We start from the raw sequence: 18,341 nt of genomic DNA, 5'->3' as shown, positions 1-18,341 counted from the left end.
GGCGATGAGTTGTTTGGCGCACCCGGAGCGATTCGAACGCCCGACCCTCTGGTTCGTAGCCAGATACTCTATCCAACTGAGCTACGGGTGCGAGAAAGACGCGCATTATAGGGAGGGGGCGGAGGGCTGTCCAGCGTTTTTTGTTTTTCCGGCGGCGGTCGGGTTTAGTTGTTTGGCGGGCAAGGGAATTTATTTGCGCTTTGGCCGCAGCGGCGTGTTGATTTCGTTTTGATTTTGTTGGTACGGGGTTTTCAGACGGCCTGACGCGCTGCGGTGCAGGCCGTCTGAAAAACGGCGGGACGCTTGCGGGGGCGTTCAAATCATGCCGATGCCGGAGAGTTCGCGCGCCATTTTGGCGGCGGCGTTGTCGGTCATGCCGCCGACGAAGTCGAGGATTTTCATGTAGGCGGTGTAGAGGCTGTCATCGGGGCTGACGGGGTGGGCGTTTTTGAGCAGTTCGAGGGCAAGGCTCTGGCGGGTGCCGGCGCGGCCTTCGGTGAGATATTGGCAGGCGGCGGGGACGAGCAGGCCGAGGATGGAGCCGAGGCAGGGGAAGGAGGCGATTTCGGTCATCAGTTTGCTTTGGTGGCGGAAGATGCGGGTGCGGGCGAGTTCTTTGGCGTTTTCGAGGGTGTCCTGTACTTCGGGGCTGCACAGGGCGAGAAGGTCGCGGCCTTTGAAACTGCCGTCGAGCAGATCGCTCTGGTGGGTGATGAAGGTTTGGGCGACGTCGTCGATGGCGCGGCCGATGGCGATGCCGCGCAGCATGGCGCAGCGTTGGCGGCCGGATTGGGCGTGGAAGGTGGGTTCGATGAAGGTGAGGCCGGAGAGAACGGTTTCGACTTCGGTGTCGGTGAGCAGCTCCAAATCCACGGCGTCTTCGAGGTCGAGCAGGGCGTAGCAGATGTCGTCGGCGGCTTCCATGAGGTAGGAGAGGGGGTGGCGCGCCCAGTGGTCCTGGCCGTGGCTGACGAGGCCGAGGGTGTTGGCGACGCAGCGGATGTAGGGCAGCTCGGTTTGGTAGATGTTGAATTTTTTTGTGCCGTTGGGGTGCTGCGTGGTCCAGGGGTATTTGAGCAGCGCACCGACGGTGGCGGCGGTGAGGCGCATGCCGCCTTTGCCGGGGTACATTTCGAGGCTGGCGAGGATGCGCAGGCTGTGGGCGTTGCCTTCGTAGGTTTGCACGTCGGCGCGTTCGGCGGGGCTGAGGTGTTGCAGGTAAACGGCGTTTTCGGGGCTGCGGAACCAGTCGCGCAGGGCGTCTTCGCCGGTGTGGCCGAAGGGCGGGTTGCCGAGGTCGTGGGCGAGGCAGGCGACTTGGACGACCGCGCCGATGTCGCCCGGGGTATTGCCTTCGGGCAGGAAGCCGCCGGCCTTCATCATCATGCCGACCCGGTTGCCGATGCTGCGGCCGACGCTGGCGACTTCGACGCTGTGGGTGAGGCGGTTGTGGGTGAGGTCGTGTTCGGCGAAGGGGTGGACCTGGGTTTTGCGGCCGAGGCGGCGGAACGCGCCGGAGAAGACGACGCGGTCGTAGTCGATGTGGAAGTCGGTGCGCAGGGCGTCCGCGCCTTCCTGGGTGGAGGGGGTTACGGTGGGGACGATTTCGCCGTCTTTGGGGCGGAAGCGTTGGGTGCTGAGCAGCTGCGGCCAGTTCATGCGGGCGGTCATGGCGGGGCTTTCGGGGCGGGGTTTGTCGGGAGGGAGGCCGTCCCCGCCGGCACTCCTTCGGAGTATAAACGCGGGGGCGACGTTTCTGAAAGACGGGCAACGCGGTTTTGGCTGCGCCGAAGCTGCGCTTTCAGACGGCATCTCAGCATTTTCGGTGTTTGAGGCCGTCTGAAAAAACAAATCGCGCTTTTCAGAAACGTCATCCCCGCGTTTATGCTCCAAAGGAGTACCGGCGGGGACGGCCTCTGTTGCCGCGCGGCCTTATGGGTTGGCGCGGGCGCACTCGGCGAGGGTTTCAGCCAGGTTTTTCTGCCAGCTGCCGGGGGTGAAGCCGAGGCTGCGGGCTTTTGCGCAGTCGAGTACGGAATAGAGCGGGGCGTTGCGGTGTTGGTGCAGCTCGGCCGAGGGCACGGGGATCAGCTCGGGCATTTTGAAGACGGGGTTGCGTTCGGCTTCCAGTTGCAGCACGGCTTGGGCGAAGGTGTATTCGCTGAACGCCTGTCCGCCGCAGTAGTGCAGCAGCCCCTGCGGGAAGCGGGGCAGGCGCAGCAGGCCGATGAGGGCGGCGGCGAGGTCGGGGGCGTAGGTGGGGCAGCCGGCGTTGTCGGCGGCGAGGCGGATGGCGTCGCCCGCTGCGGCGCGGTCGAGCAGACGGGTTACGAAGTTGCCGCCGTGCGCGCTGTATATCCATGATGTGCGCACCACGACGGTGGCCGGTTCGGCAGCCAGCGCGAGCAACTCGCCCGCGAGTTTGGAGCGGCCGTAAACGCATTGCGGGTTGGGCGGGTCGGTTTCGGCGTAGGGCAGGCGGCTTTTGCCGTCGAACACGTAGTCGGAGGAGAGGTGAACGAATTTCGCGCCGACGGCGAAGGCGGCCTGCGCCAGATTGCGCGTGCCTTCGGCATTGACGGCGAAAAAGCGCGCGGCGCGGTCTTCTGCGGCGGCCGAGCCGGCGAAGGCGGCGGTGTTGATGACGGCGTCGGGCTGGAAGTTTTCCAGCATGTTGGCAACGGCTTCGCGGTCGGTGATGTCGAGCGTTTTCGAGTCGGTGGCGATGAGTTCCCACTCGTCGGGCAGGCGGTCGCGGACGGCGCGGCCGAGCTGGCCTTTCGCGCCGGTGAGCAGAATGCGCATGGCGGTGTTCCTTTGGCGTGTTCGTAAACAAAACGGCGTCGAGTTTACCCCGCCTGCGGCCTGTTTGGAAAGACGCACAGGCCGTCTGAAAACGCCGACGGCATATGCGCGCGCGGCGAACGGTTAAAATTTGCGTGTCGGCGGCAGTATGGTTTGTTATAATTGCCGCGAACCCGAAAGAATGGGTCATCTCCCGCCAATTACATAAATGAGGACGAATTATGTTTCCCGAATACCGCGATCTGATTTCCAAACTGAAACAGGAAGACCCCCATTTTGCCCGTGTTTTTGAAGAACACAACGAGCTGGACGACAAAATCTCCGGCTTGGAAAACGACCCCGTCGCCAGCGTGTCCGCGCAGGACGAAATCGACGCGCTGAAAATCAAAAAACTGGCTCTGAAAGACCAGCTTTTCGATCTGCTGAAAAAAGCCGAAGCCGCAGGCAAATAGTCTCCGTATCAGGCTTTGAGGCCGTCTGAAAATATTTTCAGACGGCCTTTTGTACCGACACACGCGCCGTTCGGGCAACCCTGCGGTGCGGTTTGCAACAAGGCGTTCAGGAATCCGTTATGGCCGTTTTGAAATTCACCAAAATGCACGGTTTGGGCAACGACTTTGCCGTTATCGACGGCATCTCGCAGCCCTTCGACCCCGCCGCCGCGCCCATCGCCGCGTGGGCGGACCGGCACACCGGCATCGGTTTCGACCAGCTTTTGCTGGTGGAACAACCCGTCTCGCCCGAGGCCGATTTCCGCTACCGCATTTTCAACGCCGACGGCGGCGAAGTGGAGCAGTGCGGCAACGGCGCGCGCTGCTTCGCCCGCTTCGTGGCCGACAAGGGCTTGACCGACAAGCGCGAAATCGTGGTGGAAACCGCGCGCGGCATCATCGTGCCCAAGCTGGAAGAGGGCGGCCTAGTTACGGTGGACATGGGAAAACCGCGCCTGAGGCCGTCTGAAATCCCCTTCCTGCCCGCCGAAGGTGCGGCCGAGGACGCGCTGCGCCACGACATCGCCGCCAACGGCGCGGCCGTGTCCGTGGGGCTGGTGAACATGGGCAACCCCCACGCGGTGCTGACGGTGGACGACACCGACGCCGCGCCCGTCGCCACGCTGGGCGCGGCTTTGGAAACGCATCCGCAGTTTCCCGAAAAAGCCAATATCGGCTTTATGCAGGTGCTCGACCCGCACCGCATCCGCCTGCGCGTGTTCGAGCGCGGCGTGGGCGAAACGCAGGCCTGCGGCACGGGCGCGTGCGCGGCGGTGGTGCACGGCGTGCGCCTTGGCCTGCTGGCTGCGGGCGAGCCGGTGGAAGTGTCGCTGCCGGGCGGCCGCCTCCGCATCAGCTGGCGGGAAGGCGGCAGTGTGATGATGACCGGGCCGGCGCAAACCGTGTTCGACGGCGTGATTTCCTACCAAGAAAGCGGCCGATGAGCATCATCCGCCCCGACTTGTTCTGCGCCGCCGCCTATGTGCTGCTGTTTCTGGCCGCCGTGGCGCAAAGCCGCCGCCTCTCGTGGCTGTTGGCGGCGTTGTTCCTCTGGCTGCTGGCGGGGCGCGCGGGCGCGTGGCTGCTGCCGGGCTTTCTCTCGCCGACTTCCACTGTTTTCCTTTATATGCCGCAGCTTTACATCGCCCCCGCCTGCCTGCTGTTCCTGCTGCTGAACGGCCGCCGCGCGGCAGACGGCGCGTATTACGAAGCCGGAGTGCGCCCGCTGCCCGTGCTGTTCGCCTCCTCGTGCGTGGCGATGGCTCTGGCGCACGCCCTTGTGCTGCTGCTGGTGTGGCAGGCCTGGCCGGACGGCCTGTCGCCGCGCCTGCTGCCGGTGCTTGCCGACCTTGCCTTGCTGCAACCCGTTTACTGGCTGGCCATGCAGCTGCTGCTGATGGCCGTGTCCGCCCTGCACGGCCGCTTCGACGGCCGCCCGATGGCCGCGTTTTCCGTGCGCGGGATACAGGCCGGGCTGCTGCTGACGCTCGTGGCGCAAACCGCTTACGCTGCCGCCGCGCTGTGGCCGGGCGCATTCTGAAACCGCTTCTTATAACTTTTAGTTTGCCGCGCCGCGCCAAGAAATTATTTTGTTTTCAGACGGCCTTCTCTTACCATGCCGCCCCAATCCCCTTTTTCAACGCAAGGAAACATCATGAACATCGCAAAAAACATCACCGACCTCATCGGCAACACCCCGCTGGTCGAGCTCAACCGCCTCACCGAAGGCCTGCCCGGCCGCGTTGTCGCCAAACTGGAATTCTTCAACCCCGGCAGCAGCGTGAAAGACCGCATCGCCGAAGCCATGATCGAAGCGGCTGAGAAAGAAGGGAAAATCAACAAAAACACCACCATCGTCGAAGCCACCAGCGGCAACACCGGCATCGGCCTGGCCATGGTCTGCGCCGCGCGCGGCTACAAACTCGTCATCACCATGCCCGAAAGCATGAGCAAAGAGCGCAAAATGCTGCTGCGTGCCTTCGGTGCCGAACTCATCCTCACCCCCGCCGCCGAAGGCATGAACGGCGCAATCGCCCGCGCCAAAGCCCTGGTGGAAGAAAATTCCGACACCTACTTCATGCCCCGCCAGTTCGACAACCCTGCCAACGTCGAAATCCACCGCAAAACCACCGCCGAAGAAATCTGGCGCGACACCGACGGCCAGGTTGACATCTTCGTGGCCGGCGTCGGCACCGGCGGCACCGTTACCGGCGTGGGAGAAGTGCTCAAATCGCGCAAAAGCGGCGTGAAAATCGTTGCCGTCGAACCGGATGCCTCGCCCGTATTGAGCGGCGGCGAAAAAGGCCCCCACCCCATCCAGGGCTTGGGCGCGGGCTTCATCCCCAGCATCCTCAACACCAAAATCTACGACGAAGTCATCCGCGTAACCGGTGAAGACGCCTTCGCCACCGCCCGCGCCGCCGCCGAAAAAGAAGGCATCCTTGTCGGTATTTCCTCCGGCGCGGCCATTTGGAGCGCGTTGCAGCTTGCCGCCAAAGAAGAAAACCGGGGCAAACTCATCGTCGTGCTCATCCCCTCCTACGGCGAACGCTACCTGTCCACCCCCCTGTTTGCCGACCTCGCATAAGAACCTGTTCGGCGTCTCTGCGCGGCAGCGGCCGTGTCAGAGACACCAAACAGGTTCTAACGCATTCCGCCGCAACGCAGGCAGCCGGAACCCACCGGCTGCCTGCCTTCGTTTGATAAAACTTGTAAACCCGCAGCGCAATATGGTATTTTGCGCCGCCTGCGCGCCCGCCGGCGGCGCACACCGGAACATCCTGCAACAGAGAGTCGATAACGCCATGAAAAAATACCTTCCCGTCCTGCTTGCCTGCGCCGCCCTCGTCGGCTGCGAAACCACCGTCATCCCCGGCATGGGCAAACGCCCGACCCCCGCCGTCCAAAGCCAACCCGGCACCTACCGCCTCGCCGCGAGCCACTGGGCGGACGTGGCCAAAATCCGCGACGAAGCCACCCGCCTCAGCGACCAGGTGGGGCAGGGCAAAATCACTAAAGTCCAGGCCGCCCAGCAGCTCAACCGCTTCCGCATCCGCCTGGTCGGCAACAATCCCGTCGACGACAGCGTGTACGACGTGTACCTGCGCTCCGCCGTAGACAGCCAGCGCGGCGCAATCAACAGCAGCCAGTCCAAACAATACATCGGCAACGCCCTCAAAGGCTGGCAGACCCGCTGGCCGCACATGCAGAACAAACCCGCCAACCCCGCCTTCGCCAACTTCCTCAACGAACTGATGGGACTGCCGCCACTGCACTGATTTGCCGTTTGAAAAGGCCGTCTGAAAACCCGCTTTACGGTTTTCAGACGGCCTTTGTGTGGTAAAAACCGCGCCGCTTTGGGACAGCAGCAGGTAGCTTGGGTTGCAAACCCAACATCAGCGGGGCGGGATGCGCGATTGTCGGGTCTCGACCCAAGCCGCCTTGGTTGAAAACCCGTTTTGCGGTTTTCAGACGGCCTCTGCCGCCAAGGTAGGGTGGGCGGCGCAAGCCACGCACGCGGTTTCCGTTTCGATAACGGCCGCTTCAAACACAAATCCGCACGCAGCAAAAAGGCCGTCTGAAAACTGCAAAACGCGGTTTTCAGACGGCCTGCGCAATAAAGAACGCGTGCGCCGCAGGAGCGGCACGCCCTGCTTTATGAGCCGCGTTCCTGTTGCCGGTGCAAGTGTGTGCTTTTATTGTGTTGCAATATAAAACACGGCCGTCCGAAAGCGGCGGCCAAACGGCGGGCGAAAAAAACAGCCGCGCAAAGCGGGGCTGTTTTTTATGTCTGGTGCCCAGGAGAAGACTCGAACTTCCACACCCGTGAGGATACCAGCACCTGAAGCTGGCGCGTCTACCAATTCCGCCACCTGGGCAATCTGTTTTTCTTCTTAAAGCAGCGTTTGGTGCCCGGGAGAAGACTCGAACTTCCACACCCGTGAGGATACCAGCACCTGAAGCTGGCGCGTCTACCAATTCCGCCACCCGGGCTTTGCTTTAAGAACCGTCTTGCGTTAAAGTAACGTCCGACCGAATCCGCGCATTATATATTCCGCCGAAAGAATGTCAATGAGAAAAACCAAGAAAAAAGATAACGCATTAAACCTGCGCGAAAAAGACCCCTTCCTCGCGCGGGAGCGGCAGCGTTACGAATTTCCCCTGCCCAGCCGCGAATGGATCATCGAGATCATCGAAAAAGAAGGCGTGCCACTGGGCATGCCCGCGCTGGCGGCCATGTTGTCGGTGAAAGAAGACGAATATGTTTTCTTTGAACGCCGCCTCAAAGCGATGGCGCGCGACGGGCAGGTGCTGATCAACCGGCGCGGCGCGGTGTGCGCGGCGCAGAAGCTGGAACTGGTCAAATGCCGCGTCGAAGCGCACAAAGACGGCTTCGGTTTCGCCGTGCCGCTCGACAAGCAGCCCAAGCAGGCCGATTTCGTGTTGTACGAGCGCGAAATGCGCGACCTGATGCACGGCGACATTATCACCGTGCGCCCCGCCGGCACCGACCGGCGCGGCCGCCGCGAAGGGCAGGTACTCGACATCATCGAACGGGCGCAAACCGAAGTGGTCGGCCGCTTCTACATCGAACACGGCGTGGCGATTATGGAGCCCGAAGACAAGCGGCTGTGCCAGTCCGTCATTTTGGAACCCGATTCCGTGGCCGCGTTCAAGCCGCAGCCCGGGCAGGTCGTTTCCGCCCGCATCGAAAGCTATCCGCACAACCACCAGCCCGCCGTGGCCAAACTGCTGGAAGTGCTGGGCGACTATGCCGACAGCGGTATGGAAATCGAAATCGCCGTGCGCAAACACCGTCTGCCGCACGAATTTTCGCCCGAATGCGCCGCATCCGCCGCCAAAATCCCCGACAAAGTCCGCCCCGCCGAGCGCAAAGGCCGCGAAGACCTGCGCGATCTGCCGCTGATCACCATCGACGGCGCAACCGCCCGCGACTTCGACGACGCCGTGTACGCCGAAAAACAAGGCCGCAACTACCGCCTCGTCGTCGCCATCGCCGATGTCAGCCACTACGTCCGCCCCGGCAGCTCCATCGACCGCGACGCCTACGAACGCGCCACCAGCGTCTATTTCCCCCGCCGCGTCATCCCCATGCTGCCGGAAAACCTCTCCAACGGCATCTGCTCGCTCAACCCCGAAGTCGAACGCCTGTGCATGGTGTGCGACATGACCGTAACCTACGCCGGCAACATCAAAGCCTACCGCTTCTACCCCGCCGTAATGCGCTCCCACGCCCGCCTCACCTACGACCAAGTCTGGCAAAACATCGAAGCCGGCGGCGACTACCCGCACAAAGCCCAAATCGAAACCCTCTACAAACTCTTCCAAATCCTGCACAAAAAACGCCGCCAGCGCGGCGCGATGGAATTTGAAACTGTCGAAACACAAATGCTGTTCGACGACAACGGCAAAATCGAACGCATCATCCCCGTAGAGCGCAACGACGCGCACAAACTCATCGAAGAATGCATGCTCGCCGCCAACGTCTGCGCCGCCGACTTCCTGCTCGCGCACAAACGCCGCGCCCTGTTCCGCAACCACCTCGGCCCCACCCCCGAAAAACTCGCCGCCCTGCGCGAACAACTCGCCCTGCTCGGCCTCGCCCTCGGCGGCGGCGACAAACCCACCCCAAAAGACTACGCCGAACTCTCCGACAAAATCGCCGGCCGCCCCGACCGCGAGCTCATCCAAACCATGCTCCTGCGCTCCATGCAGCAGGCCGTTTACGAAGCCGAAAACCAAGGCCACTTCGGCCTCGCCTACGAACACTACGCCCACTTCACCTCCCCCATCCGCCGTTACCCCGACCTCATGGTGCACCGCGCCATCCGCGCCCTGCTCGAAGGCGGCGAATACGCCCCGCCCTCCTGGAACGAAGCCGCCGTCCACACCTCCGCCTGCGAACGCCGCGCCGACGAAGCCTCCCGCGACGTGGAAAGCTGGCTCAAAACCTACTACATGCGCGACAAAGTCGGCGAAGTGTTTGAAGGCCGCATCACCGGCATGGCCAACTTCGGCCTCTTCGTAACCCTCGACGGCATCCACATCGAAGGCATGGTGCACATCAGCGACCTGGGCGAAGACTATTTCAACTACCGCCCCGAAGCCATGCGCATCGAAGGCGAACGCAGCGGCATCCGCTTTGAAATGGGCGGACGCGTAACCGTCCGCGTCGCCCGCGCCGACCTCGACACCAGCAAAATCGACCTCACCCTCGTTACCGGCGGCCAAACCAAACGCGGCAAAAACAAAAACGCCGCCGCAGGCAGACAAAAGCCGTCTGAAAACACAGAAAGGCCGTCTGAAAAAAGCAAAAACGGCGGCCAAGCCCCAACTCCCGCCGCCCCGCCCGATACCGCCACCAAGAGGCCGTCTGAAAAATCCCCCGCCGCCGAATCCGAAAACCAAAGCGGCAAAACCCGCCCCTGCAAAGCCAAAACCGCCGAAGGCGCGGCGCAAACCCCGTCCCCCGCCGCCCGCGAGCCCGAACCAAGCAGCCAAACGGCAAAAACCGCCCGCGTACTGGCCACCGTAAACGGCAGAATCACCCTTGTATCGGGCAAACCCGCCCCCACCCCGCCCCCCGCCGAAACCGCCCCTGCAGACGGCGGGAAACAAAACCCCGCCGCCAAACGCCGCAAAAAAAGCACGGCCAAAAACCGCAGCAGCGGCAAAACGGCAGACGGCAAAAAACGCTGAACCCGCCGCCCTGCCATGCAAAAAGGCCGTCTGAAAACCGGTAAAACGGGTTTTCAGACGGCCTTTAAGCGTTTCAAACGTCTGCCCCTCCGCTTCGCCTGAATGCTTTACACGCTGTCGGATGCCGTATAATTCCGTACCGACATTGATACGGAAAGGCCGCGCCATGAAGATTTACAGCAGTAGGGAATTTAGCCGGAGTACCGGTCAAGTACAAAAGGCCGCGCATACCGCTCCCGTTCCGATAACCAACAGGGGCAAATCCGATTTGGTATTGATGAGCCATGCGGAATATGCGCGGCTGGCGGCAGGGCAAACCGTCAAAAGTATGCTGGATGCGCTGACTCCGGCAGCGGATTTGGCTGCCGAAATGGCAGACATAGAGTTTGAAATCCGCCCGCGCAGCCGGGCGCAACGCCGGCCTGCGGAGTTTGAATAATGTATCTAATGTATCTGCTGGATACCAATGCCATCAGCGAAACACGCCGTCCGAACGCATGAATCCAGCCTTTAAGGCTTGGCTGGCAGGCAAAGGACAAAATGTCTTTTACACCAGCGCAGTCGTCATAATGGAATTGGAACGAGGTGTTTTGGGCATGGAGCGCAAAGACAAGACGCAAGGGGCGGTATTGCGCCGCTGGCTGGACGAAGTTGTCAAACCCGCATTTTCAGGGCGGATTCTCCCGATAGATGCCGACACCGCCGCCATATGCACCGCCCTGCACATTCCCGACAAAAGCCCGGAAAACGACGCATGGATAGCGGCGACGGCCAAACAGCACCGTTTGATATTGGTAACGCGCAACACCGCAGATTTCGAGCGGACGGGCGTGCGGTTGTTTAACCCTTTTGCCTGAAATGCCTCCGTATCGGAAAAAGGCCGTCTGAAAGCGTAGCTTCGGCGCAGCCAAAACCCGTTTTCAGGTTTTCAGACGGCCTCCTGTTGTCTGCCGCCCATGTTCGGCGCATCAGTAGGGTGTGTGGCGCAGCCACGCACGCGGTTTCGGCGGGTTGCCCGTGGCATGGCGGAAATCCGTGATGCGGCGGGGAACGTGTGCGTCGCCTTGGGGCGACACCCTACGTAAGTGTCAAAAGGCCGTCTGAAAACCCGTTTCAAGGTTTTCAGACGGCCTTTTGCGTTTGCGGCGCGGGTCTGGGGCATGTTGATTGTCAACACGTCCTAGCGGATTTGCTGCTGGGCGGCGCGGACGGCGTTTTGGTCGGGGTTGATCAGGATTTCGACGCGGCGGTTTTGCGCGCGGCCTTCGGCGGTGGCGTTGCTGGCGACGGGCTGGCGCGAGCCGTGGCCGTAGGTGGCCAGGCGGCTGCCGTTTACGCCGCGCGATTGCAGGAAGCTGGCGACGGCCTGGGCGCGGCGTTGCGACAGGGGGGCGTTGATGGCGTCGGAGCCGGTGTTGTCGGTGTGGCCGTTGATGGACAGGGTGGTGTCGGGGTATTGGGTGAGGGTTTGCGCGGCGGCGGCGAGGGCGTTTTGCGCGTTGGTGCTGAGGGTGGCGCTGCCGGTGGCGAAGGTTACGTTTTCGGGCATGACGAGTTTGATTTGGTCGCCGCTGCGTTGGACGTCCACGCCGGTGTTGGCGAGGTTTTCGCGCAGTTTTTTCTCTTGGTAGTCCATGTAGCCACCTACGCCCGCGCCGACTGCACCGCAGGCGAGGGCGGAGTTGCGCGCGCCTTTGCTGCCGTGGCTCAGTGCGCCGATGATGCCGCACACGGCCGCGCCGCCGAGGCCGTACATGGCGGTTTTGCTGGCTTTCTGGGTGCCGTCGGCGTAGGTGATGCAGCCGCTGAGGGCGAGGGTGCAGGCGACGGCAGCGGCGGTGAGGGTGGTGAAGGGTTTCATGGGTTGTCCTTTCGGGGTGGGTTTGAAAACTTGCGGAATATAGCGGGACTTAGCGTGGCGGGTAAGCGGCCTTAACTTGATATTACGCCGTGTTTGCCGTTCGGGCGTTTTTTGCGCCGCCAGTAGATGCGCCAGCGCAGTTTGACGTCGTAGCCGACCGAGCCTGCGCCGAAGAGGAGGAGGAGGGCGGAGACGGGCAGGGTGAAGTGGTAGCCGAGGTGGTGGTAGCCCCACGCGCCGATGAAGCCGCCGCAGGAGAAGGCGGCCAGGAGGGTGAGCAGCAGGCGCATTTTGGGTTTGTTGACGCGCACGTCGGGCAGGCGGGGGTTGTCGCTGCGGCGGTAGTAGAGGACTTTGGCAAGTTCGATGCCCAGGTCGGTTACGGTGCCGGTCATGTGGGTGGAGCGGATGACGCTGCCGGAGAGGACGGTGAGGACGGTGTTGTGCATGCCCATGATGAAGCAGAGCAGAAGGAGGGTGGGGGGGACGAAGATTTTGCCGTAGTGGGAGAGGGCGACGCCGAGCAGGCCGAAGACGAGCAGGTAGAAACTTTCCAGCCACATGGAGAGGCCGTAGCCGCTGCGGAAGCGGTGGCGTTTGGCCCAGAGGATGGTCCAGTTGGAATGCGCCGCGCCCAGGAGGAAGGCGATGACGACGGCGAGGGGGACGAGCGCGCCTTCCCAGTCGCCGAGAAAGGCGGCGTCGGCCGCGCCGGACATCGCGCCGGTGATGTGGGAGGTGTAGCGTTGCACGGCGAAGAAGCCGCCGGCGTTGATGGCGCCGGCGATAAAGGACATGATGTAGCCGAGGGCGCGGAAGCGGCCGTCGGTGATCTGGCCGTCGTGCAGGTAGGGTTTGTCGGCCTGCCAGAAGGGTTGGGTGTGGGGTTTGTAGGGGCGGTAGCGGGTTTGGGGCGGTTGCGGCGGCTGTTGCATGTCGGCACGGGGCGGGTTGGCGGAAAAAAGCGGGATTTTAATCAAAGCGGGGCACTCGGAACAGCGGAAGAGGCCGTCTGAAAACAGTTTTTCAGACGGCCTCATGATGTGTTACGGCTTATTCTTCCGCGTTTTCCGCCGCGTCGGCTTCTTCGGCGGCGGGTTTGCCCGCGCCGCGCACGTTGTGGCTTTTTTCTTTGTGTTTGATGAGGGCGCGGTCGAGTTTGTCCATCATCACGTCGATGGCGGCGTACATGTTTTCGCCTTCGACGGCTTCGACGTGCAGGTTTTTGCCGGAAAGGTGGGCGTCGGCCTCGGCCTTGTGGTTGGGCTTGTCCAGCGAAAGGGTAACGGTTACGGAAATCAGGTTGCCCGCGTGGCGGCTGATGCGCTCGAGTTTGAGGGCGACGTGCTCTCGGACGGCTTCGGTTACATCGAAATTCAAACCGGTGATTTTCAGGTTCATAGTTTTACTCCTTCGGTGGGTTGGGCCGTCTGAAAACCGTTTTCAGACGGCATGAAAACTATATTTTGCGCCGGTGCGCGCCGGGCAGGCCGAGGGCTTCGCGGTATTTGGCGACGGTGCGGCGGGCGATGTCTATGCCTTGTAGTTTGAGCAGGGCGGCGAGGGCTTCGTCGGAATGGGGGCGGGTTTTGTCTTCTTTTTCGATGAGTTGGGCGAGGACGGCTTTGACGGCGGTTTGGCTGTTGCCTTCCTGTCCTTCTTCGGCGTTGACGGCCTGGGTGAAGAAGTAGCGTAGCGGAAACAGGCCGCGCGGGCAAGCGAGGTATTTGTTGCCGGCGGCGCGGGAGACGGTGCTTTCGGCCAGGCCGAGGGCGGCGGCGGCGTCTTTCATCAGCATGGGGGTGAGGCCGATTTCGCCGAAGTCGAAGAAGTCTTCCTGTTTGGCGGCGATGTATTCGGCCAGGCGCACGACGGTGCTTTTGCGCAGTTCGAGGCTGTCGATTTTCTGGCGGGCTTCCTGGATTTTTTCGCGCCAGATTTCGTTGATGCCGTCTTCTTTGAGGGCGTCGGCCAGCTCGGTGTTGAGGGTGAGGCTGGGCCAGGCGCGTTCGTTGCCGGACACTTCCCAGCCGTGTTCGCCTTCGCGCACGAAGACGTCGGGCTGGACGAAGGCGGTGGGCTCGGCGGCGGCGAAGCCGTAGGCGGGGTAGGGGTTGAGGGTGGTGATGAGTTCGAGGGCGGCTTCGATGGTGGCGGCAGGAAAATCGGGCAGTTCTTTTTTGAATTTGGCGATGTTGCGGCGGCTGCCGTTGAGTTCGTTGAGGAAGCGGTTGACGATTTTGCCGGCGCAGCGGCGCACGGGGTCGGCGGGCAGGCGTTGCAGTTGCAGCAGGAGGGATTCGCGCAGGTCGGCCGCGCCCACGCCGGCGGGGTCGAAACTTTGCAGTTTTTCCAGCGCATCGTGCATGTCGTCTTCGTCCAGCATCCATTCGAGGGGGGTGTGGTCGATGATTTCTTCCATGCTGTCGGTGAGGTAGCCCTGTTCGTCGAGGAAGTCGATGAGGATGTGGACGCGGGCGGCTTCTTCGTCGCTGAGGGGGTGTTCGCAGACTTGGTTATGCAGGTAGCGGTTGAAGTCTTCTTCGTCGGCGATGGTCGCCCACACGTCTTCGGCTTCGTCGCCGCCGATTTGGTTGCGGGAGGAGACGGCGGCGGAGAGGCGGGCGGGTTCGAGTGTGCCGTCGTCGGCCGGTTCGCGCCTTTCGAGCAGGGGGTTGTCCTGCAACCAGTCGTCCACTTCGCGTTCCAGTTCGAGGCCGGACATCTGCAACACGCGCAGCGACTGTTGCAAGCCCTGGTTGAGCTGCTGCGTTTGTTTGAGTTTGAGGTGGAAGGATTGTCCGCTCATAATGTGTTTTTTATAACTGTTTTAATAGTTGAAGTTTTCGCCGAGATAGACGGCGCGCACCTGTTCGTTGTCCACCAGCTCTTCGGGGCGGCCGGTGGCGAGCACCGCGCCGTCGCTGATGATGAAGGCGCGGTCGCAGATGCGCAGGGTTTCGCGCACGTTATGGTCGGTGATGAGCACGCCGATGCCGCGTTCTTTTAAGAAGCCGATGATTTTCTGGATGTCGATGACGGCGATGGGGTCGACGCCGGCGAAGGGTTCGTCCAGCAGGATGAAGCGCGGCTGCATGGCCAGCACGCGGGCGATTTCGACGCGCCGCCGCTCGCCGCCGGAGAGGGCGGGGGCGGGGCTGCGGCGCAGGCGTTCGATGTTGAGGTCGGAAAGCAGGCGTTCGAGTTCGGCTTCGATGCGGCCTTTGTCTTTGATGCTGATTTCGAGGATGGCGCGGATGTTTTGTTCCACCGTCATTTTGCGGAAGATGGACGCTTCCTGCGGCAGGTAGCCCACGCCCAAGCGCGCGCGTTCGTGTATCGGCAGGTGGCGCAGCTCTCGCCCGTCGAGGGTGATGCTGCCGGCGTCGGCGGCAATCAGGCCGACAATCATATAGAAGCTGGTGGTTTTGCCCGCGCCGTTGGGTCCGAGCAGGCCGACGACTTCGCCGCTTTCGATGTCGAGCGAAAAATCTTTGACGACTTGGCGTTTTTTGAAGGATTTTTGCAGATTGCGCGCAATCAGGCGGCTGGTGTCGGCTGGCATAGGCTGTTCGATTTTTTATTGATATGTCTTTATTGTACTGTGTTTTCAGGCCGTCTGAAAACCTGCGGCGGCTTTTCAGACGGCCTTTCGCAAATGGGCTATAATCGCGCGTTCCCCCTGTTTTCAAGAGGATGTTGCAACATGAAACTGCTCGTTATCGGCGGCGGCGGCCGCGAACACGCGCTGGCCTGGAAGCTGGCGCAGTCTCCCGATGTGGAAACCGTTTTTGTTGCGCCCGGTAATGCGGGCACGGCCGTCGAGCCAAAGCTGCGCAATGTGCCGCTCCTGCCGCACGCGGGGCTGATTGCCTTTTGCCGCGCCGAAAAAATCGCCTTCACGCTGGTGGGCCCGGAAGCCCCGCTGGCGGCGGGGATTGTGGACGATTTCCGCGCCGCCGGCCTGCCGGTGTTCGGCCCCACCCGCGCCGCCGCGCAGCTTGAAAGCTCGAAAGACTTCGCCAAAGCCTTTATGCAACGCCACGGCATCCCCACAGCCGCATACCGCACCTTTGAAAACGCCGGAGAAGCCCATGCCTATGTGAAAGAAAAAGGCGCGCCCATCGTCATCAAGGCCGACGGCCTCGCGGCGGGCAAGGGCGTGATTGTCGCCATGAACGAAGACGAAGCGCACGCCGCGATAGACGATATGCTGCTGGCCAACAAAATGGGCGAAGCGGGCGCGCGCGTGGTGATCGAAGACTTTTTGCAGGGCGAGGAAGCCAGCTTCATCGTGATGTGCGACGGCGAAAACGTGTTGCCGATGGCCACCAGCCAAGACCACAAACGCCTGCTCGACGGCGACAAAGGCCCCAACACCGGCGGCATGGGCGCGTACAGCCCCGCCCCCGTGGTAACAGACGAAGTCTACCGCCGCGTGATGGACGAAATCGTCCTCCCCGCCGTGCGCGGCATGAAGGCCGACGGCATCCCGTTTACCGGCTTCCTTTATGCCGGCCTGATGATAGACGCGTCCGGCGCGCCTTCGGTGATCGAGTTCAACTGCCGCTTCGGCGACCCCGAAACCCAGCCCGTGATGAGCCGCCTCGACAGCGATTTCGCCGCCCTCGTGCAGGCCGGCATCGAAGGCCGTCTGAACGAAGCGACCGCCCAATGGAAGCCGCAAACCGCCGTCGGCGTCGTCCTCGCCGCCGCAGGCTACCCCGACAGCCCGCGCAAACGCGACATTATCGAAGGCATAGACGCGGCCAACGAAACCGGCAAAGTCTTCCACGCCGGAACCGCCCTTTCAGACGGCCACACCGTCAGCAACGGCGGGCGCGTCCTCTGCGTCGTCGGTCTCGGCGACACCGTGGAACAGGCGCAGCAAACCGCCTATCAGGCCGTGCAAAAAATCCGCTTCGACGGTATGCAGTACCGCAAAGACATTGCCGCCAAAGCCATAGGCCGTTGAGCGCATAAAGCAAAGAGGCCGTCTGAAAAACGCGGCGGCATGGTTTTTCCGCGCCGCAACACGGTTTTCAGACGGCCTGCAATACCAGGGTGTGTTGACAATCAACGTTTTGGCGGCTTTTACGCCCTGAAATGGCATCTGCCGCGTTGCAAATACCCGCAATGGACGGCATAGGCTCGCATTTGCGCCTTGCATCTGCCGTTTTATGACGCAAAATCCGCTGCAAAAGTCGAATTCAACACACCCTGCCGAACCATCCCTTTTCAGACGGCCTCATACACAGTATAGGCCGTCTGAAAAACACAGAGAAAAGCCAAACATGAAATTCATCGACGAAGCAAAAATCGAAGTGGCCGCAGGACGCGGCGGCAACGGCGCAACCAGTTTCCGCCGCGAAAAATTCGTACCGCGCGGCGGCCCCGACGGCGGCGACGGCGGACGCGGCGGCAGCGTTTACGCCGAAGCCGACGAAAACACCAACACCCTCGTCGAATATCGCTTCGTCAAACGCTATCAGGCCGAAAACGGCGAAAAAGGCCACGGCTCCGACCGCTACGGCGCAGGCGCAGACGACATCACCCTCAAAATGCCCGTCGGCACGCTCATCCGCGACATCGACACCGGCGAAATTGTCGCCGACCTCACCCACCACGGCCAGCGCGTCTGCCTCGCACGCGGCGGCAAAGGCGGCCTCGGCAACATCCACTTCAAATCGTCCGTCAACCGCGCCCCCAAACAGTCCACCCCCGGCGAAGAAGGCGAAGCCCGCTCGCTCATGCTCGAACTCAAAGTCTTGGCCGATGTCGGACTGCTGGGCATGCCCAACGCCGGCAAATCCACCCTGATTACCGCCGTTTCCGCCGCCCGACCCAAAATCGCCGACTACCCCTTTACCACACTGCACCCCAATCTCGGTGTCGTCCGCCTCGACGAAAACCACAGCTTCGTCATGGCCGACATCCCCGGCCTGATCGAAGGTGCGGCCGAAGGCGCAGGACTCGGCCACCGCTTCCTCAAACACCTCTCGCGCACCGGCCTGCTGCTGCACGTGGTCGATCTCGCCCCCTTTGATGAAGAAACCGACCCCGCCGCCGAAGCCCTCGCCATCATCAACGAACTGCGCAAATACGACGAAGAACTCTTCGACAAACCCCGCTGGCTCGTGTTAAACAAACTCGACATGCTCAGCGAAGAAGAAGCCCAAGAGCGTGCCGCCGCCTTCCTCGAAACCGTCGGCTGGGACTACCCCGCCCCCGACGACCGCTTCGAGTTCGACATGCACACCCCGCGCCTCTTTAAAATCAGCGCGTTAACCCATCAGGGCACGCAGGACTTGGTACACCAGATCGGCCGCTACCTCACCGAAAAAAAACGCCTCGCCGCCGAAGCAGAAGCCGCCGGGAAAGCCGCCGCCGACATCACCGCCGCACAGCCGAAAACCGATACTTCGGTGTTGAAGGCGGAGTGAATGCCAATTGAGGCCGTCTGA

General features: G+C 62.1%; 17 protein-coding genes and 3 tRNA genes. 10 read left to right on the top strand and 10 right to left on the bottom strand.

Translation table 11 applies throughout. From position 1 onward, the window contains the following. Positions 1-14: 14 nt before the first annotated feature. The 3 genes from H3L91_RS11565 to rfbD all read right to left on the bottom strand — a co-directional run bounded on the left by H3L91_RS11565 (position 15) and on the right by rfbD (position 2,805). Positions 15-91: transfer RNA gene (locus tag H3L91_RS11565), tRNA-Arg, on the bottom strand. A 224-nt stretch (positions 92-315) separates the two neighbouring features. After that, positions 316-1,671 (bottom strand): deoxyguanosinetriphosphate triphosphohydrolase, encoded by a 1,356-nt coding sequence (locus H3L91_RS11560; protein ID WP_040658423.1) that lies wholly within the window; start codon positions 1,669-1,671, stop codon positions 316-318. 261 nt (positions 1,672-1,932) lie between these two features. Beyond that, a complete protein-coding gene (gene rfbD, locus H3L91_RS11555; RefSeq protein ID WP_040658422.1) occupies positions 1,933-2,805 on the bottom strand; it encodes a dTDP-4-dehydrorhamnose reductase in 873 nt (290 codons plus the stop codon). Positions 2,806-3,026: 221 nt separating this feature from the next. On the opposite strand from rfbD, the gene H3L91_RS11550 reads away from it, so the two are divergent. From H3L91_RS11550 to H3L91_RS11530, 5 genes are all read left to right on the top strand, one after another. Next, positions 3,027-3,257, top strand: a complete 231-nt coding sequence (locus H3L91_RS11550; RefSeq protein ID WP_007341154.1) for an HP1242/YdcH family protein — start codon at positions 3,027-3,029, stop codon at positions 3,255-3,257. Between the two features lie 119 nt (positions 3,258-3,376). Next, entirely contained in the window at positions 3,377-4,240 is an 864-nt protein-coding gene (dapF, locus tag H3L91_RS11545) for a diaminopimelate epimerase (RefSeq protein WP_007341153.1), read from the top strand. Beyond that, on the top strand, positions 4,237-4,836 hold the full coding sequence (locus H3L91_RS11540) for a hypothetical protein (RefSeq protein WP_007341152.1): 600 nt from the start codon (positions 4,237-4,239) through the stop codon (positions 4,834-4,836). Before dapF ends, H3L91_RS11540 begins: the two co-directional genes overlap by 4 nt. Positions 4,837-4,950: 114 nt before the next feature. Further along, complete coding sequence (gene cysK / locus H3L91_RS11535) at positions 4,951-5,883, top strand: cysteine synthase A (RefSeq protein ID WP_007341151.1); 933 nt, start codon at positions 4,951-4,953, stop codon at positions 5,881-5,883. 217 nt (positions 5,884-6,100) lie between these two features. After that, complete coding sequence (locus H3L91_RS11530; RefSeq protein WP_040659217.1) at positions 6,101-6,574, top strand: hypothetical protein; 474 nt, start codon at positions 6,101-6,103, stop codon at positions 6,572-6,574. Positions 6,575-7,087: 513 nt separating this feature from the next. Here the strand turns inward: H3L91_RS11530 and H3L91_RS11525 are convergent. Further along, positions 7,088-7,174, bottom strand: a tRNA-Leu gene (locus H3L91_RS11525). Positions 7,175-7,202: 28 nt separating this feature from the next. Next, positions 7,203-7,289: transfer RNA gene (locus H3L91_RS11520), tRNA-Leu, on the bottom strand. 72 nt (positions 7,290-7,361) lie between these two features. Here H3L91_RS11520 and rnr point away from each other — a divergent pair. The 3 genes from rnr (at position 7,362) to H3L91_RS11505 (ending at position 10,873) form a co-directional block, all read left to right on the top strand. Further along, positions 7,362-10,016, top strand: a complete 2,655-nt coding sequence (gene rnr / locus H3L91_RS11515; RefSeq protein WP_050783128.1) for a ribonuclease R — start codon at positions 7,362-7,364, stop codon at positions 10,014-10,016. A gap of 166 nt (positions 10,017-10,182) precedes the next feature. Continuing rightward, the gene (locus H3L91_RS11510; protein WP_007341146.1) at positions 10,183-10,455 is read left to right on the top strand and encodes a type II toxin-antitoxin system prevent-host-death family antitoxin; all 273 of its coding nucleotides are present in this window, start codon (positions 10,183-10,185) and stop codon (positions 10,453-10,455) included. Between the two features lie 58 nt (positions 10,456-10,513). Continuing rightward, positions 10,514-10,873, top strand: coding sequence for a type II toxin-antitoxin system VapC family toxin (locus H3L91_RS11505; RefSeq protein WP_007341145.1), 360 nt, complete (start codon positions 10,514-10,516; stop codon positions 10,871-10,873). Positions 10,874-11,196: 323 nt separating this feature from the next. On the opposite strand, the gene H3L91_RS11500 is transcribed toward H3L91_RS11505, so the two are convergent. The 5 genes from H3L91_RS11500 to lptB form a co-directional block, all read right to left on the bottom strand. Beyond that, positions 11,197-11,877, bottom strand: a complete 681-nt coding sequence (locus H3L91_RS11500) for a YiaD family glycine zipper/OmpA-like lipoprotein (RefSeq protein WP_007341143.1) — start codon at positions 11,875-11,877, stop codon at positions 11,197-11,199. Between the two features lie 71 nt (positions 11,878-11,948). Then, positions 11,949-12,812, bottom strand: coding sequence for a YoaK family protein (locus tag H3L91_RS11495; protein ID WP_040659213.1), 864 nt, complete (start codon positions 12,810-12,812; stop codon positions 11,949-11,951). Between the two features lie 118 nt (positions 12,813-12,930). Then, positions 12,931-13,278 carry a ribosome hibernation-promoting factor, HPF/YfiA family gene (gene hpf / locus H3L91_RS11490; protein ID WP_007341141.1) on the bottom strand — a complete coding sequence of 116 codons (348 nt, stop codon included), beginning with the start codon at positions 13,276-13,278 and terminating at the stop codon, positions 12,931-12,933. Positions 13,279-13,336: 58 nt separating this feature from the next. Beyond that, on the bottom strand, positions 13,337-14,686 hold the full coding sequence (gene rpoN / locus H3L91_RS11485; protein ID WP_007341140.1) for an RNA polymerase factor sigma-54: 1,350 nt from the start codon (positions 14,684-14,686) through the stop codon (positions 13,337-13,339). A gap of 21 nt (positions 14,687-14,707) precedes the next feature. Next, positions 14,708-15,442, bottom strand: a complete 735-nt coding sequence (gene lptB, locus H3L91_RS11480) for an LPS export ABC transporter ATP-binding protein (RefSeq protein WP_007341139.1) — start codon at positions 15,440-15,442, stop codon at positions 14,708-14,710. 141 nt (positions 15,443-15,583) lie between these two features. On the opposite strand from lptB, the gene purD reads away from it, so the two are divergent. Both purD and obgE read left to right on the top strand, forming a co-directional pair. Further along, positions 15,584-16,852, top strand: coding sequence for a phosphoribosylamine--glycine ligase (gene purD, locus H3L91_RS11475; protein WP_040658421.1), 1,269 nt, complete (start codon positions 15,584-15,586; stop codon positions 16,850-16,852). Positions 16,853-17,171: 319 nt separating this feature from the next. After that, the gene (obgE, locus tag H3L91_RS11470; RefSeq protein WP_007341137.1) at positions 17,172-18,320 is read left to right on the top strand and encodes a GTPase ObgE; all 1,149 of its coding nucleotides are present in this window, start codon (positions 17,172-17,174) and stop codon (positions 18,318-18,320) included. The last annotated feature ends 21 nt before the right edge of the window (positions 18,321-18,341 follow it).

Source organism: Neisseria bacilliformis (assembly GCF_014055025.1).
Classification (GTDB): Bacteria; Pseudomonadota; Gammaproteobacteria; order Burkholderiales; family Neisseriaceae; genus Neisseria; species Neisseria bacilliformis.
Note: the sequence above shows the minus strand (reverse complement) of the source record. Positions and strands in the feature narration are given on the sequence as shown.

Bases quoted from the DNA above. Each gene is read 5' to 3' on its own strand.
- H3L91_RS11560 (WP_040658423.1), bottom strand. From the start codon at position 1,671: ATGACCGCCCGCATGAACTGGCCGCAGCTGCTCAGCACCCAACGCTTC.
- rfbD (WP_040658422.1), bottom strand. From the start codon at position 2,805: ATGCGCATTCTGCTCACCGGCGCGAAAGGCCAGCTCGGCCGCGCCGTC.
- H3L91_RS11550 (WP_007341154.1), top strand. From the start codon at position 3,027: ATGTTTCCCGAATACCGCGATCTGATTTCCAAACTGAAACAGGAAGAC.
- dapF (WP_007341153.1), top strand. From the start codon at position 3,377: ATGGCCGTTTTGAAATTCACCAAAATGCACGGTTTGGGCAACGACTTT.
- H3L91_RS11540 (WP_007341152.1), top strand. From the start codon at position 4,237: ATGAGCATCATCCGCCCCGACTTGTTCTGCGCCGCCGCCTATGTGCTG.
- cysK (WP_007341151.1), top strand. From the start codon at position 4,951: ATGAACATCGCAAAAAACATCACCGACCTCATCGGCAACACCCCGCTG.
- H3L91_RS11530 (WP_040659217.1), top strand. From the start codon at position 6,101: ATGAAAAAATACCTTCCCGTCCTGCTTGCCTGCGCCGCCCTCGTCGGC.
- rnr (WP_050783128.1), top strand. From the start codon at position 7,362: ATGTCAATGAGAAAAACCAAGAAAAAAGATAACGCATTAAACCTGCGC.
- H3L91_RS11510 (WP_007341146.1), top strand. From the start codon at position 10,183: ATGAAGATTTACAGCAGTAGGGAATTTAGCCGGAGTACCGGTCAAGTA.
- H3L91_RS11505 (WP_007341145.1), top strand. From the start codon at position 10,514: ATGAATCCAGCCTTTAAGGCTTGGCTGGCAGGCAAAGGACAAAATGTC.
- H3L91_RS11500 (WP_007341143.1), bottom strand. From the start codon at position 11,877: ATGAAACCCTTCACCACCCTCACCGCCGCTGCCGTCGCCTGCACCCTC.
- H3L91_RS11495 (WP_040659213.1), bottom strand. From the start codon at position 12,812: ATGCAACAGCCGCCGCAACCGCCCCAAACCCGCTACCGCCCCTACAAA.
- hpf (WP_007341141.1), bottom strand. From the start codon at position 13,278: ATGAACCTGAAAATCACCGGTTTGAATTTCGATGTAACCGAAGCCGTC.
- rpoN (WP_007341140.1), bottom strand. From the start codon at position 14,686: ATGAGCGGACAATCCTTCCACCTCAAACTCAAACAAACGCAGCAGCTC.
- lptB (WP_007341139.1), bottom strand. From the start codon at position 15,442: ATGCCAGCCGACACCAGCCGCCTGATTGCGCGCAATCTGCAAAAATCC.
- purD (WP_040658421.1), top strand. From the start codon at position 15,584: ATGAAACTGCTCGTTATCGGCGGCGGCGGCCGCGAACACGCGCTGGCC.
- obgE (WP_007341137.1), top strand. From the start codon at position 17,172: ATGAAATTCATCGACGAAGCAAAAATCGAAGTGGCCGCAGGACGCGGC.